The 14,303-nt window shown below is 61.3% G+C and carries 14 protein-coding genes; 5 read left to right on the forward strand and 9 right to left on the reverse strand.

Annotated elements, in window-relative coordinates; translation table 11 throughout:
- The first annotated feature begins 79 nt into the window (after positions 1–79).
- The gene (locus tag C8N42_RS09810) at positions 80–607 is read left to right on the forward strand and encodes a peptidoglycan-binding domain-containing protein (RefSeq protein ID WP_107816390.1); all 528 of its coding nucleotides are present in this window, start codon (positions 80–82) and stop codon (positions 605–607) included.
- 119 nt (positions 608–726) lie between these two features.
- A complete protein-coding gene (locus tag C8N42_RS09815; protein ID WP_107816507.1) occupies positions 727–1,701 on the forward strand; it encodes a calcium/sodium antiporter in 975 nt (324 codons plus the stop codon).
- A gap of 63 nt (positions 1,702–1,764) precedes the next feature.
- Here the strand turns inward: C8N42_RS09815 and C8N42_RS09820 are convergent, their stop codons facing one another.
- The 6 genes from C8N42_RS09820 to rpiA all read right to left on the reverse strand — a co-directional run bounded on the left by C8N42_RS09820 (position 1,765) and on the right by rpiA (position 8,193).
- Complete coding sequence (locus C8N42_RS09820) at positions 1,765–3,240, reverse strand: Do family serine endopeptidase (protein ID WP_107816391.1); 1,476 nt, start codon at positions 3,238–3,240, stop codon at positions 1,765–1,767.
- 310 nt (positions 3,241–3,550) lie between these two features.
- Entirely contained in the window at positions 3,551–3,748 is a 198-nt protein-coding gene (locus C8N42_RS09825) for a DUF2065 domain-containing protein (RefSeq protein ID WP_107816392.1), read from the reverse strand.
- A gap of 10 nt (positions 3,749–3,758) precedes the next feature.
- On the reverse strand, positions 3,759–4,634 hold the full coding sequence (hflC, locus tag C8N42_RS09830; RefSeq protein WP_107816393.1) for a protease modulator HflC: 876 nt from the start codon (positions 4,632–4,634) through the stop codon (positions 3,759–3,761).
- Positions 4,634–5,785, reverse strand: coding sequence for an FtsH protease activity modulator HflK (gene hflK, locus C8N42_RS09835; RefSeq protein ID WP_107816394.1), 1,152 nt, complete (start codon positions 5,783–5,785; stop codon positions 4,634–4,636). Before hflK ends, hflC begins: the two co-directional genes overlap by 1 nt.
- A 143-nt stretch (positions 5,786–5,928) precedes the next feature.
- On the reverse strand, positions 5,929–7,290 hold the full coding sequence (gene gor / locus C8N42_RS09840; RefSeq protein WP_107816395.1) for a glutathione-disulfide reductase: 1,362 nt from the start codon (positions 7,288–7,290) through the stop codon (positions 5,929–5,931).
- A gap of 117 nt (positions 7,291–7,407) precedes the next feature.
- Positions 7,408–8,193 carry a ribose-5-phosphate isomerase RpiA gene (gene rpiA, locus C8N42_RS09845; protein WP_107816508.1) on the reverse strand — a complete coding sequence of 262 codons (786 nt, stop codon included), beginning with the start codon at positions 8,191–8,193 and terminating at the stop codon, positions 7,408–7,410.
- Positions 8,194–8,347: 154 nt separating this feature from the next.
- Here rpiA and C8N42_RS09850 point away from each other — a divergent pair, with 154 nt between their 5' ends.
- Both C8N42_RS09850 and C8N42_RS09855 read left to right on the forward strand, forming a co-directional pair.
- Positions 8,348–8,725, forward strand: a complete 378-nt coding sequence (locus C8N42_RS09850; protein ID WP_245890025.1) for a YbaN family protein — start codon at positions 8,348–8,350, stop codon at positions 8,723–8,725.
- A gap of 50 nt (positions 8,726–8,775) precedes the next feature.
- Entirely contained in the window at positions 8,776–9,705 is a 930-nt protein-coding gene (locus tag C8N42_RS09855; RefSeq protein WP_107816396.1) for a DMT family transporter, read from the forward strand.
- On the opposite strand, the gene C8N42_RS09860 is transcribed toward C8N42_RS09855, so the two are convergent.
- Positions 9,702–10,388 (reverse strand): thiamine diphosphokinase, encoded by a 687-nt coding sequence (locus C8N42_RS09860; RefSeq protein ID WP_107816510.1) that lies wholly within the window; start codon positions 10,386–10,388, stop codon positions 9,702–9,704. The two genes, C8N42_RS09855 and C8N42_RS09860, sit on opposite strands and share 4 nt — an antisense overlap.
- 134 nt (positions 10,389–10,522) lie before the next feature.
- On the opposite strand from C8N42_RS09860, the gene C8N42_RS09865 reads away from it, so the two are divergent.
- On the forward strand, positions 10,523–12,601 hold the full coding sequence (locus C8N42_RS09865) for a hypothetical protein (protein ID WP_107816397.1): 2,079 nt from the start codon (positions 10,523–10,525) through the stop codon (positions 12,599–12,601).
- 49 nt (positions 12,602–12,650) lie between these two features.
- Here the strand turns inward: C8N42_RS09865 and C8N42_RS09870 are convergent, their stop codons facing one another.
- Positions 12,651–12,884: a DUF2842 domain-containing protein gene (locus C8N42_RS09870; protein ID WP_107816398.1), complete on the reverse strand. Its 234-nt coding sequence runs from the start codon at positions 12,882–12,884 to the stop codon at positions 12,651–12,653.
- Positions 12,885–12,887: 3 nt separating this feature from the next.
- Entirely contained in the window at positions 12,888–14,183 is a 1,296-nt protein-coding gene (locus C8N42_RS09875; RefSeq protein WP_107816399.1) for an adenylosuccinate synthase, read from the reverse strand.
- Between the last annotated feature and the right edge of the window lie 120 nt (positions 14,184–14,303).

The following is a 14,303-nucleotide window of genomic DNA, read 5'->3' on the forward strand; positions in this document are numbered from 1 at the left end:
CAGCATTCCCCCTTTGGAATTCGTCAAAGCCGCGTTAACATTGCGCAAAGCCCCCAAGAGGCGCCAGATGAGCAGAGCCATGATCCATAAAAGCCCCCCGCTGCGCCTGCCGCTCGTGCTGATGGCCGTGCTGCTCACCGCTTGTCAGATGAGCAATCCCGACAACGAGATTTTGCGTGCCGCCGAGACGCCCGGCGCGCCGCCGGGGGCCGACCCGAATGCCTGTTATGCCCGCCACGTCACCCCCGCGATCATCGAGACGGTCACCGAACAGGTGATGGTGCAACCGCCGCAAATCGACAGTTCCGGCAAGGTCATCTATCCGGCGGTCTATCGCACCGAGACCCGTCAGGAGATCGTGCGCGAACGCAAGGAACTGTGGTTCGAGACGCTGTGCCGGGAGGACTGGACACCCGAGTTCATCTCCTCGGTGCAGCGTGCGCTTCAGGTGCGCGATTATTTCCACGGCACGGTCAACGGCAGGATGGATCACGCCACACGGCGGGCGATCCGCACCTATCAGTTCGAACAGGGTGTAGACAGCGAAGTTCTGTCCATTGCCGCAGCGCGTCAACTGGGTCTCAAGGAAGTGCCGCGCGAAGATTGAAGCCCGCGTCGTTGGTCACCCAGAGCCTCAAATATTCTTCGGGCCTCCCCTTGTAGCGCCCGGCCCCGCACGCCACCTCTGCGCTCAAGCGCCTTCAAAGATGCGCAATGGAGACAGGGATGACTGAAATATGGGTGCCACTGGTCGGTGGATTGCTGCTACTGGTGGCCGGAGGCGATCTGCTTGTGCGCAGCGCGGTACAAACCGCCGAAAGATTGGGAATGTCGCCTTTGGTGATCGGGCTGACACTGGTCGGTTTCGGCACCTCAATGCCCGAACTTGTGACCTCCGTCCAAGCCGGATTGCGCGGCGCACCGGGGGTTGCCTATGGCAATATCGTCGGCTCCAACATTGCCAATATCCTGCTCATCACCGGCTTATCTGCCCTTCTTTGTCCGGTTATCGTGACCCGCTCTGCATTATGGCGCGATGCGGGCGTCATGTTCGTCGTCGCAGTGTTTTTTGCCGGTCTCGCCATGGTTTTCCCCATGGGGCGCCTCCTCGGCGGCATGATGATTTTCGGACTCATCGGCTATCTCTGGGTTGTGATCCGTCAGGAGCGCACGTCAGCACAAACCAGCACGCCGCATGACACGTCACACGCCGTTTCGAAAACCGGTCCGATGCAACCCCCATTTCCCGCCGAAAGATCGCTCGGGCTTTCCATCTTCATAGCACTGAGCGGCCTCGCAATGGTAATTGCGGGCGGCTGGCTTCTTGTCAGCGGAGCCGTGGCACTTGCACGCGGTGCCGGTCTGTCCGAAACCCTGATCGGCCTGACCATCGTCGCCGTCGGCACTTCCCTCCCCGAACTCATCACATCTGTCATCGCCGCACTGAAACGACAGGGAGATGTCGCCTTCGGCAACGTCGTCGGTTCCAACATCTACAACATTCTTGGCATCGGAGGCACAACGGCTCTGATCGCCCCGTCCCACGTTCCCGAGAAAATCGTGCGGTTCGACGCCCCGGTGATGGTCGGCACCTCGCTGCTCCTGATGATTTTCGCAGCGACAGGTATGCGCATCGAACGTCGCGAAGGGGCGGTGCTTTTCGCAGGATATCTGGCCTATCTCGCGATGCTGTGGCCGTAAAACCTGAACAGAAAAAAGGCGGCCGTCGTGGCCGCCTTTGATCTGTCAGGGAAAAGCTCTGCCTTACTCGCCAACTCCCAGCGCCACGAAGCGCGGTTCACCGGCCCGACGGACCAGAAGCAGCACGGTCTTGCGCCCAGCCTCCTTGGCCTCGTCCACGCGGGCTTGCAGATCGCTGAGGTTCGTCACCTTCTGCTGACCGGCCTCGGTGATCACATCACCGGCGCGCAGGCCTTTGGTATAGGCCTCCGAAGTCTCGTCCACCTCAACGACCGCGAGACCGTCAGTGCCTGCGGAAACACCAAGCTGTTCACGCAGCGTATCGTCCAGCGGTTGCAGGGTCATACCCATCATCTGCATGGTTTCCGGAACCTCGGCAGAGGGTTGATCCTCGGGGAAAGCCGTGTTTTCCGCATCCTCACGACGTCCGAGCGTCACCATCAGGGTCTGGGTCTTGCCATCGCGGAACACCACGACGCGCACAGCCTTGCCCACCTCGGTCTCACCCACGGTACGCACCAGTTCGCGGGTGTCCGTCACATCCTTGCCGTCGAAGGACAGGATGACGTCACCGCTTTCAATCCCCGCCTCTTTCGAGGGACCTTCCGGCACGTCGGTGACCAGAGCGCCCTTGGCGACGTCGAGCCCCATGGCCTCGGCCACGTCATCGGTCACGTCCTGAATGCGGACACCGAGCCAACCGCGACGGGTCTCACCGAATTCCTTGAGCTGATCGACCACTTTGGACACGACGTTGGAGGCCATCGAGAAGCCGATGCCGATGGAACCGCCGTTGGGCGACAGGATCGCGGTGTTCACGCCGATCACCTGACCGTCCATGTTGAACAGCGGCCCGCCGGAGTTGCCCCGGTTGATCGCCGCGTCAGTCTGGATGTAATCGTCATAAGCGCCGGAAAGCGCACGACCGCGTTGCGACACGATCCCCGCGGAGACGGAGAATCCCTGCCCCAGCGGGTTGCCCATGGCCATGACCCAATCCCCGACGCGGGCGGCGTCGCTATCGCCGAAAGGCACGAATTTCAACGGCTTGTCGCTTTCGACCTTGAGCACGGCGATGTCGGTTTTCGGATCGGTGCCGATGAGTTTCGCCGGAAGGGTGAAGCCCTCGAAAAACTCGATCTCGATCTCGTCGGCGCCTTCGATCACATGGTTGTTGGTGACGATATAACCGTCTTCGGAGATGACGAACCCGGAGCCCAGCGCCTGGGAACGGCGCGGACCGCGCGGTCCCTGACCGTTGCGATCCATAAAATCACGGAAGAAATCTTCGAAGGGCGAGCCTTCGGGCACGATCGGTTGCTGATCGGTGGAGGCCTCGACCACGGTGGTCGTGGTGATGTTCACCACGGCGGGACTGACCTTTTCGGCGAGATCGGCGAAGGTTTCCGGCGCCCCGCGCGCCTCTGCGGCAACGGATTGGAACATCAGCGCAACCGTGGCGATCAAAGCGAGGAAAAGCGTTCGCAGATCGGTGCGGGGAGAGCGCAGGGGAAGGGAAACGGCGCGAGCCTGTGTCATCGGTATTCGGTCCTCCGTATGGATGCGCCGGGGAGCGGCCCCCTGCGCGACAACTGCCTTTTCGGGGTACAGATAGGGGCCATCAGGCACAACTCAAACCCTGTCGCGCTCAGTCAACAGCATGTGAGCGGGATGTGACAAGGAGAAAGGCGGCACGTTGGCGGGGAATTCCTGCCGATGCACGACCATCGACAGATCGCTGTCCTGATCGCTGTCCAATGAGCCGCACCGCCCTGAACGACCGTTAAGGTTAATTCATGATGAACGGAGGCAAGAGGGGCGAGACACGCCCGCACTCTTGTCTGGCACCTCAGAGGCCAAGCCAGCGACGCGCCAAAGCAACCAGAACCACACCGATTGCCAGAGCCGTTAACCCGATCCCACGGCGTGTCGCGGGGGACAGTTCCGCAAAGGCCCGCACGACCTCTTCCAAACGCGAAGGGGCCAGCGCAAGCACCAGCCCCTCCACACAAAGCACCAATCCCACGGCGAGGATCAGGAAACCCATTTACCGGCCCTCACCGACCGCTGTCCGATTTCAGGTAATCAAAGAACTCGCTGTCCGGGGACATCACCATGGTGGTGTTCGAACCTTTCAGCCCCTGACGATAAGCGTCCAGAGAGCGATAGAACTCGAAGAAATCCGGGTCAGCCCCATAGGCTTCGGCATAAATGCGGTTTTTCTCCGCATCGGCCTCACCGCGGGTGATCTCGGCCTGACGACGGGCGTCGGATTCGAGCTCGACCACGGTCCGGTCGGCCTGCGCCCGCACGCGCTGTGCGGCTTCTTCCCCACGCGCACGCTCGTCGGCAGCTTCGCGTTCGCGCTCAGCACGCATCCGGGCAAAAGTCGCATCGAGGTTCTGATCCGGCAGGAATGTCTGTTTCAACCGCACATCCACGATATCGACACCGAGAGACGCAGCCTCAGACCGGGCCTGATCCCGGATACGCAACGCGAGAGCACCACGATCCGCGGAAATAATCGTGTTCGAAGTCACGGTATCGGCACCCAGAACCTCACGCACCTGTGCGTTCAGAATGCCTTTGAGACGATCTTCGGCCAGACGCACACCGCCCGTGGAAACGGCCTGACGGAAACGAACCACATCGGCGATGCGATAGCGCGCGAAAGCGTCGACCAGAAGACGGCGGTCATCCGAAGGCGTGACCTCGATCTCCGGCGTTTCCAGCGACAGGATGCGGTCATCATAATAGACCACTTCCTGAATGAACGGGATCTTGAAGGCAAGTCCCGGCTCTTCCTTCACGGATTTGATCTGACCGAACTGCAGCACCAGCGCCTTCTGGCGTTCGTCCACGATGAAAAGCGAGGACATCACCAAAACCACAGCAACGAAAAGGATGCCGAAAAGGATGGGAAGTTTCTTCATCAGTTCGCTCCCTCGGTGGTGGTGGATTTCTTCAGCTCATTGAGCGGCAGATAGGGTACGACACCCTGACCGGAAGCGCCTTCGTCGAGGATGATCTTGTCCATCCCGCCGTAAACCTCTTCGATCGCCTCAAGATAGAGACGCTTGCGGGTCACTTCCGGGGCATTCTTGTATTCCTCAAGCACGGCGCTAAAGCGGCTCGCCTCACCTTCGGCAGCGTTAACCACCTGTGCCCGGTAGCCTTCGGCCTCTTCGACAATCTGCGCCGCCGTACCACGCGCGCCAGCGAGAACCCGGTTTGCATAGGCATCCGCCTGACGTTCAAGACGGTCGCGTTCCTGCTCAGCAGCCTGCACATCCCGGAAGGCGTCGATCACCTCGGAAGGCGGGTCCGCCTTGTCGAGGTTCACACGGATCACGGTGATACCGCTGTCATAGCTGTCGAGCGTCGACTGGATCAGGGTCATCGCACTGTCCGCGATCAGACCACGATCCCGGTTGAGGATCGGGGCCAGAGTGGAGGCGGCGATGATCTCACGCATGGAAGCCTCGGACACTGCCTGCACCGTCTGGCGCGGATCGCTGAGGTTGAAAAGATATTTTGCCGGATCGTTGATGTTCCAGACCACCTGAAAGTCGATATCGACGATATTTGCATCGGTCGTGAGCATCATGCCGGTATTGTCCTGCCCGACACCGCCGACGGTTTCGGTCCGCTCGCCGGTCACGACGACTTTCTCATAGGAGACCAGCGGCCAGGGGGCAAAGTTCAGACCGGGCTGGCCGATTTTGTAGAACTCGCCGAGAAACAGCTCGACAGACTGCTCTTCCGGTTTCACGGTATAGAAAGAGGACCAGGCCCAGAGCGCCACAGCACCGAGCACAACAAGGCCGATCGTACCCTTGTTGAAACCGGGTCCGCCCGTACCGGAGCCGCCGGGACGACCAGTGCCGCCGCCTTTGCCGCCCATGAGCACTTTCAGGTACTCGTTGCCCTTGTTGAGCATCTCGTCGATCTCGGGGATTTGCGGCTGGTCGCCCGGACGGCGCCCGTTGTTTCGGTTGTCACCGCCGCGGTTGTCTCCTCCGCTGGGTCCCGTCGGTCGGTTGCCACCGCCGCCGCCCCAGGGACCGCCATTGTTGCTGGCCATTAAGGTCATTTCCTCTTTATACGTATGGGTCCGACCCGGCAGGGAATTCCCGTCGGGTCGAGGCTCGGTCTCAACCTGTTCCTTCCGGGGCGAATTTTCAAGGGTGCGAGAGGGTCGCACCCCGCCTTTCTCGCCTGTTTCGGTCAGTTATGGATGCGCGTCGGCGTTTTCATCAGGACGATTTCCTCCGCCATGGTCGGGTGGACCGCCACGGTGGCATCGAAATCTTCCTTGGTCGCACCCATCTTCACCGCCACGCCGGCAAGCTGAATCATCTCACCCGCATGCGGCGCGATGATGTGACAGCCAAGCACACGGCGCGTGTCGGCACAGACGATGAGTTTAAACATCACGCGCTCGTTTTTCTCGATGAAGCTGTTCTGCATCGGGCGGAAAGCAGCGGTGTAGACCTCCACCGGGCCTTCTTCGCGCGCCTGCTCCTCGGTCAGTCCCACGGCGCCATATTCCGGCTGGGTGAAGATCGCCGACGGCACATTGGTGTGGTCCGGCTTCATCGGGTTACCCTTGAACACCGTCTCATGGAAGGCCACCGCTTCGCGGATCGCCACAGGGGTCAGTTGGATGCGGTCGGTGACATCGCCCACGGCAAAGATCGAGGGGATATTCGTTTGGGAATAGTCATCCACCTTGATTTCGCCATGACGGCCCAGTTCGACACCGGCGTTCTCAAGGCCAAGACCCGCCGTGTTCGGTTTGCGCCCAGTGGCGTAGAGCACCACGTCAAACACCGCCTCACGCCCGTCGGTGGTCTTGGTCCAGATGCCGTCCTTGCGCTTTTCCAGCCGTTCGATGTCGGTGCCGACATGCAGGTTGATCCCCTGCCCTTCGATCAGCTCGGCGATATGGCCGCGTGCCTCGTCGTCGAACCCGCGCAAAATCTGCGCGCCGCGATACACCTGCGTCACTTCGGAGCCCAGCCCGTTGAAGATGCAGGCGAATTCACAGGCAATATAGCCACCGCCGACGATCAGGATTTTCTTTGGCAGGTCCGGAATGTCGAAAATCTCGTTCGAGGTGATCGCATGTTCGATCCCCGGCGTCTGCTCCGGCACAAAGGGCGTACCGCCCACGGCGATCAGGATGTGCTTTGCGGTTTTCTCCGTGCCATCGGCCAGAACGACCGTGTGCGCATCCTTGACGGTGGCGCGTTGGTGCAGAATCTCGACACCCGCATTGCCGGCGTTTTTGGTGTAAATGCCTTCGAGGCGCGCCAGTTCGTCTTTCAGCTTTGCCTGAAAGCTCTTCCAGTCGAATTTGCCAAGCTTCACGTCCCATCCATACTTGCCAGCCTCATCGGCGGCAGCCGCATATTGCGAGGCGAAGACCATGAGCTTTTTCGGCACACAGCCGCGAATGACACAGGTGCCGCCCATGCGGAATTCCTCCGCCATAGCGACCTTTTGCCCGCCCGCCGCCGTCAGCCGCGCCGCACGCACCCCGCCCGAGCCACCACCGATCACGAAGAGATCATAGTCGAAATCCATCTGTCCCGCCTTTGAAAGAATTCTGAAGTCGCGGGTAGATGTAGGCGCTTTGGCCTCAAAGGAAAACCCCGCGCCTGTCGCACGGGGTCCTTGCATTTTCGGAGGTAGAACCGCCGTTCACTCCAGATCGGCGAAGATATTCTCGCTGTCCTCGAACTCGACCCGATCCTCGCTTTCCTCGCCGGAGATGATGTCACGCACCGTCACCCGCCCGTCGCCGTGACCGATGATCACCTTGTCGCAAATGTCGATGAAAAGACCGTTCTCCACCACGCCGGGGATCTGGTTGAGCACCAACGCGAGTTGCCGCGCGTTGCCGATGCGCTGGAGATGCAGGTCGATGATGTGATTGCCCTCGTCGGTGACATAGGCCGCATCGCCGCTCATCCGAAGCGTCGATTGCTGGCCCAGAACGTCCATCGACACCAGCACCTCCTCGACCAGTGCCTTGGTCGTCTGCCAGCCAAAAGGGATCACCTCGACCGGAAGCGGGAAATGCCCGAGCGTCTCCACCTGCTTCGACACGTCCGAGATGACGATCATCTGATCCGAGGCCGTGGCAACGATCTTTTCCTGCAAAAGCGCCCCGCCGCCGCCCTTGATCAGGTTCAGCTCCGGATCGACCTCGTCGGCCCCGTCGATGGTCAGATCGAGCCATTTCACCTCGTCGAGCGAGGCCACCCTGATCCCCTGTTGCCGGGCCAGTTCCGCCGTGCGCGACGAGGTCGGCACACCCAGAATGTTGAGTCCGCCTTCGCGCACCATCTCACCCAGAATCCGCACCATCCAGGCCGCCGTCGACCCGGTGCCGAGCCCGAGTTTCATCCCGTCCTCGACATAATCCACGGCCTTCTTTGCGGCCACGTATTTGGCGGTATCAATCGGCGACAGCGTATCGGACATGGCGATTTCCCCGGAGCGCAACATTTTCGAAAATGGCAAGGTCTGCGGCGCTTATAGGCCGCGTGCGACCATTTGGATAGGAAAAATCCGGGTCTTGCCGCTGGACAGCGCCCGTGTCCGACGTAAATGATCGGATAAGGGGGAGCGACAACTGATGAAAGACATGACGGACCGGATGTCAAAATACATGCATCTCACTCTCGGCTGGCTTTGCGTCCTGCTCGGCGCCATCGGAGCCGTGCTGCCCGTCATGCCGACCACCGGCTTTCTCATCCTCGCCGCCTTCTTTTTCACCAAGGGTTCGCCGCGCCTGCGGCAATGGCTGCTCGATCATGCACAGTTCGGCCCAACCATCCGCGCCTGGGAAGAGACCGGTGCGATCCCGCGACGGATCAAGGTGATCTCGATCTCCATGATGATGCTGAGCTTCGTGCCCACGACCCTGATGGGCGTGCCTTGGCCCTGGATCGCCATTCAGGCGGTGCTGATCGCGACGGGTGCGCTTTATATCCTCACCCGACCGGACGCCTGACAGCCCCCGGGAGGGCTTGCGCCCGGTGAGAAACCCGTCGACAAGGGCGCATGACACAAGACAGAACTCAGGACAGACCGGTTTTCGGCATGGCGATGATGCTCGTCTATTGCGCTGTCGCGCCGATCATCGACGTCTTTGCCAAGCTGGCCTCGGATCACCACGCCGTCGGACAGATCACCGCCGGGCGTTTTCTCGTGCAAGGCGGGCTTTTGCTCCCCGTCGCTCTGGTGCTGGGCCTGCCGCTTCTGCACTCCACGCGCGATGCCGCGCTGATCTTTCTGCGTGGGCTGTTCACACTTGCCGCCACTTTCGCTTTCGTCTGGGCGGTCTCGGTCATGCCTCTGGCCGATGCGCTGGCGATCACTTTTGTCGAACCTTTCCTCCTTTTGCTCTTCGGATGGGCGCTCTTTGGCGAAGAGGTCGGTCCGCGCCGCATCCTTGCCTCGCTCACCGGATTCCTCGGTGTGCTGATCGTGGTGCGCCCGGGGCTTCTGGCTTTTGGTTCCGCCGCGCTCTTGCCGCTCGCCGCAGGGTTCTTTTTCGCCTGTTACATGCTGGTGACCCGTGCCCTGCGCCATTATCATCCCGTCGCGCTTCAGGCCTCCACCGCCATCGCGGCCCTGATCGTCGCGCTGCCGCTTCTGGTGATCTTCGATGGCACCGGCGGATCGCTCGACCCGAACTGGCCCAAAGGCTGGGACTGGCTTTGGCTGGCAGGCGTCGGTATCGCTGCGACAATCTCGCATCAGGGGCTGACGCTCGCGCTGCGTCATGCGCCCTCGGCGACCGTAGCACCGCTTGCGTATCTGGAACTCGTATTCTCGACGTTCGCGGGCTTTCTCGTCTTTGGCGACTTCCCGGTTCCCGTCGTCTGGCTCGGCATTTCGATCATCGTCGCCTCCGGCCTCTACATCATTCACCGCGAACGGCAGACCCAAGGCAAACCGGCCATCCCCGGAGATCCGACCGCGCTTTAACCCCAGTCGGGGGCCGCCAGCAGCCGTGCAATCAGGTCCGTCCCCAGCATCGCGCGCGACAGGATCACCATCATCCCCGGTGTGTCGAAGCAAAGCGTCACCTGTTCACCGGAGGCGATGTTCGACGTGCCGACCCGCCCGTCGGGTGCAAAGGAAATCCCCTCAATCGGCCAGCGCAGCCCCTCGGAGCGGCCCGTCACCGCTCCCATCGGAAAGAGCGACACCCGGTCTCCGGGACGCGTCGGCAGGTTGAACACGGGCGGGGCTATGAAACAGAGATCCTCCTCGCCAAGGATCACACAGCGCCGGTCCGGAAACCGCGCGAGCGTCGCATAGACCGCAAGCTCATGGTCGATCCGTGCTCCCGTGAACCCCACGCCGAGAATCACCGGCGCCGCAATGCACATCAGCGCCTTCTCGAAATCCGTGCTGTCCTGTTCGGGAATGTGAAACAGTCGCTCGGGCGCGATCTGGGCGCGGGCTTTCTCGTCGAGACTGTCGAAATCTCCCACCACACACTCGGGCATATGCCCCAGCGCCAGCGCCTTTGCCGCCCCGCCATCGGCCGCAACGAGCTTTGGTGCAAAAGATAGCGCCTCATTGAGGATTTCGGCACGCACCGCGCCTCCGCCCAGCAAAGTAACGTTTTCTTCTGTGCTCAAAGCGGGTTCAATGGGTGTCATGATCGACTCGTTAACCTCTTTGCCACATTTTGGACAGGAAAAGATCACGACCATTTCCCGGTTTTGTTCCGATTTGTGAACCAATTCATGGTAAACAAGAGACTGCTGAGCAAGTGTAGAAAGCGAGTATTGGCATGGTGAGTGACAGCAAAATCCTGACCGTATCCTACGGGACATTCTCCTGTACGCTGGAGGGATTCGACGATCCGTTCTCCACGATGCGGTCCATCGCGGAATATTTTCGCGACCTCGCCGCGGACGACCGCTACTTCGGCGCGGAGCCGCCAACCCCCGATCCGCAGATGCTGAGTTCCATCGCGGAAAAGGAAATCCAGCGCCGGGTGGAGGCCCGTGTGCAGGAGGGCGGGCTTGTACTGCGCCAGATGGAGCAGGAGCAAGACGCCAAACCCGCCGAGGCACCGGCACAACCGGTTGCACGGTCTGCACCGGCGATTTCCGCACCGGAAGCCGCAGCTCCGATTGCACCCGTCACGCCTCCGACTGCGGAACCGACCAACGCTCCGATTGCCGAACCCGCTTCCCCCCACGGCGAAACAGCCGGGCCACAAACGCCCCCCGCCGGAAGTTCCATTGCCGACAAGCTCGAACGCATCCGCGCCGCAGTGGCACAACGCAATCAGGCGGAGTTTGCCGAAGATCAGAACGAGGCAATGAATTTCGGTTCGAACGTCGCGCCGGAAAGTTTTGAGGACGACGGCGTCGAAGAGGCACTGGTTGTCGAACCCGTGCAAGACGAGGTTCCGGTTTCCGCAGAGCTTTCGACGGAAAACGAAGCGGACATCGGGGAAGAGGTCGAAGATGAGGTTGAAGCCGCGGAAATTGAAACCGGGGCGGAAAAACCGTCTCGCATCGCCGCGCCCTTTCAGGAAGCCGCTGCGATCATCGCGGAGATGAACGACGAGAGCGACGACACCGCCTCCGAAGACCTGCCTGAAGACGAGGACGATCAGGACGCCACACTCGGAAACGTGCTCTCCTCGCTGCAATCCGATGAGGCTGTGATCACGGAGGCGGAAGCCGAAATCGCCGATGAAATCGCTGACGAAATCACGGACACCGATACCGCGCTGCACGAGATGGACCCCAATCTCGCCGCCGACATCGCCGAAGCAACCCGCCCGGTCGAGACTGCCGAGGACGAAGCCGCCAACGATCCGCTGCAACGTGTCCGTGCCCGTGTGGTGAAAATGCGCCGCTCCGATTTCGAAGCGGAAACGCAAGTGGAAGACGCAGCGGCAAACGCGAACGAGGAAAAGGCAGAGGAAGCTGACGCGGAAGAGAGCCCCGAAGCGTTGACTGAGACGCTGCGCCGCGAACTTGGCACTTCCACGCTCGATGCGGAGGACGAGGACGAGTTGATGCGCGAGCTTGCCGAGGTCGCCATCGCTGCCGAGGTCGGGGAAGAAGGTGAGATCGGGGAAGATATCGAAGAGGAGGCCCCCGCCGCATTCTTCGACGACGAAGATGAGGTCGAAGACGACAGCGACGCGCGCAATGTCTTCGACACCTCCGACGCCTCGATGTCGCGCCTGATGGATGAAACCGACCGCGAAATGGCCAAGGGGGAAAACACCCGTCGCCGCAATGCGATCCAGCACCTGAAAGCCGCCGTGACAGCCATCCGTGCCGAGAAAAGCGAGAAAGGCGATGTGTCCGAAGAGGACGAAGCCGAGGTCTACAAGGAAGACCTCGCCCGCGTGGTACGCCCGCGCCGCCCCGAAGGTGCCAGCCAAACGCGGCGGCAATTGCCGCCGCTGATGCTGGTGTCCGAGCAACGCATCGACACGCCGAAAGACGTGCCGGGCGGGGCCAACATCACCCCGGTGCGCCCGCGCCGCGTCTCCCGTGCCGCTCTGGCGGTGCAGGAGAACGAAGCTCTTGAAACTGCGGAAGAAATCCATACAACGCCCCCGAAAACCGGCATCACCTTTGCCGATTTCGCCGAAGCGCAGGGGGCCGAAAGCCTCGCTGACGTTCTGGAAGCCGCCGCCGCGTTTTCGAACTTCGTGCAGGGGCGCGAAACGGTGAGCCGCCCGCAGATCATGCATCTGGCGAAAGAGGCGATGCCGCAGGATGTGCCGGTTGAGGAACGCCTGCGCTCCTTCGGTCAGCTTCTGCGTCAGGGCAAGATCCGCAAACAGAGCCGCGGCCAGTTCACGGTTGCCGACACGACGCGGTTCAAGCCGCAATAAGAGCGCTTGAGAGACCATGAAAAAGGCCGCCCCGAGAGGCGGCCTTTTGTTATGTGTCACTGTCCTCGGAGGCATCCGGGTCGGGCTGGCCAATGCCTTTGAACACCACCTTAAGCGGAAAAGCCCAAAGCACGCCGAGCCCCACATAAACCGCCAGTTCCACCCAAAGCCCAGGCCGGTCGATCCAGTTCATGATCGTCACGGCCATCACGATGTAAACCGGAAGGCCGAGCACCAGAACGAGAAGCGCCAGACGCCGACGTGCTTTGTAGGACAGCGCCATGGATCAATCCGCGAACGGGTCGGTGACGAGGATGGTGTCGTCGCGCTCCGGCGAGGTGGACAAAAGCGCCACCGGGCAGTCGATCAGCTCTTCAACGCGTTTGACGTATTTCACAGCATTGGCCGGAAGGTCGTTCCAGCTCCGCGCGCCTTCGGTCGACTCGGACCAACCGGGCATTTCCTCATAGACCGGGGTGCAACGCGCCTGATCTTCGGCGGCAAACGGCAGGTAATCGAGCACTTCGCCATCGAGCTCGTAGCCCACGCAAATTTTCAGCGTATCGAATCCGTCGAGCACGTCGAGCTTGGTAAACGCGATGCCGGTCACGCCGGAGGTGGCACAGGTCTGACGCACAAGCGCGGCGTCGAACCAGCCGCAGCGACGCTTGCGCCCCGTCACGGTGCCGAATTCATGGCCACGGGTGCCAAGACGGTTGCCGTCCTCATCGAGCAATTCGGTCGGGAACGGCCCCTCGCCCACACGGGTGGTGTAGGCTTTGACGATGCCCAGTACATAGTCGATGGAGGTCGGGCCGATGCCGACGCCGGTGGCCGCCTGACCCGCGATCACGTTCGAGGAGGTCACGAAGGGATAGGTGCCGAAGTCGATGTCGAGAAGCGCGCCTTGCGCCCCTTCGAACAGGATGCGCTTACCGGCTTTGCGCTGCTCGTTGAGCACCTTCCAGACCGGACCGGCATAGGGCAGGATGTCTTTGGCGATCGCCTTGAGATCATTGAGCAAACGCTCGCGATCGACGGGTTCGATGCCAAGCCCTTTACGGAGCGGATCGTGGTGCTGAAGGGCGCGATCGACGCGGGCTTCGAGCGTGGCTTCATCGGCGAGATCGGCGACACGGATGGAGCGACGCCCCACCTTGTCCTCATAAGCCGGGCCGATGCCGCGACCGGTGGTGCCGATCTTGGTGCCCTTGGAAGCGGCCTCTTCGCGGGCGCGGTCCAGTTCGCCGTGGATCGGCAGGATCAGCGGCGTGTTCTCCGCGATCATCAGCGTTTCCGGTGAAATATCGACGCCCTGCTCGCGGATTTTGGCGATCTCGTTGACGAGGTGCCACGGGTCGAGCACGACCCCGTTGCCGATCACCGACAGCTTACCGCCCCGCACCACGCCCGAAGGCAGCGCGTTCAGCTTGTAAACCTGGTTGTTGATGACGAGCGTGTGGCCCGCGTTATGACCGCCCTGAAACCGCGCGATGATATCCGCACGCTCCGAAAGCCAGTCCACGATCTTGCCTTTTCCCTCGTCACCCCATTGGGCGCCGACAACGACGACGTTAGCCATAGTGAGTCCTTATGATCGGATGAAACCCGTGGCTGTATAGCGATCTGCACCCGACGATGAAACCGAAATCTCGCCCCGTGCTCAGGCACGCGATTTTCGGCGCAAATCTTTTCGCAACGC

This window comes from Celeribacter persicus (assembly GCF_003050785.1).
Taxonomy (GTDB): domain Bacteria; phylum Pseudomonadota; class Alphaproteobacteria; order Rhodobacterales; family Rhodobacteraceae; genus Celeribacter; species Celeribacter persicus.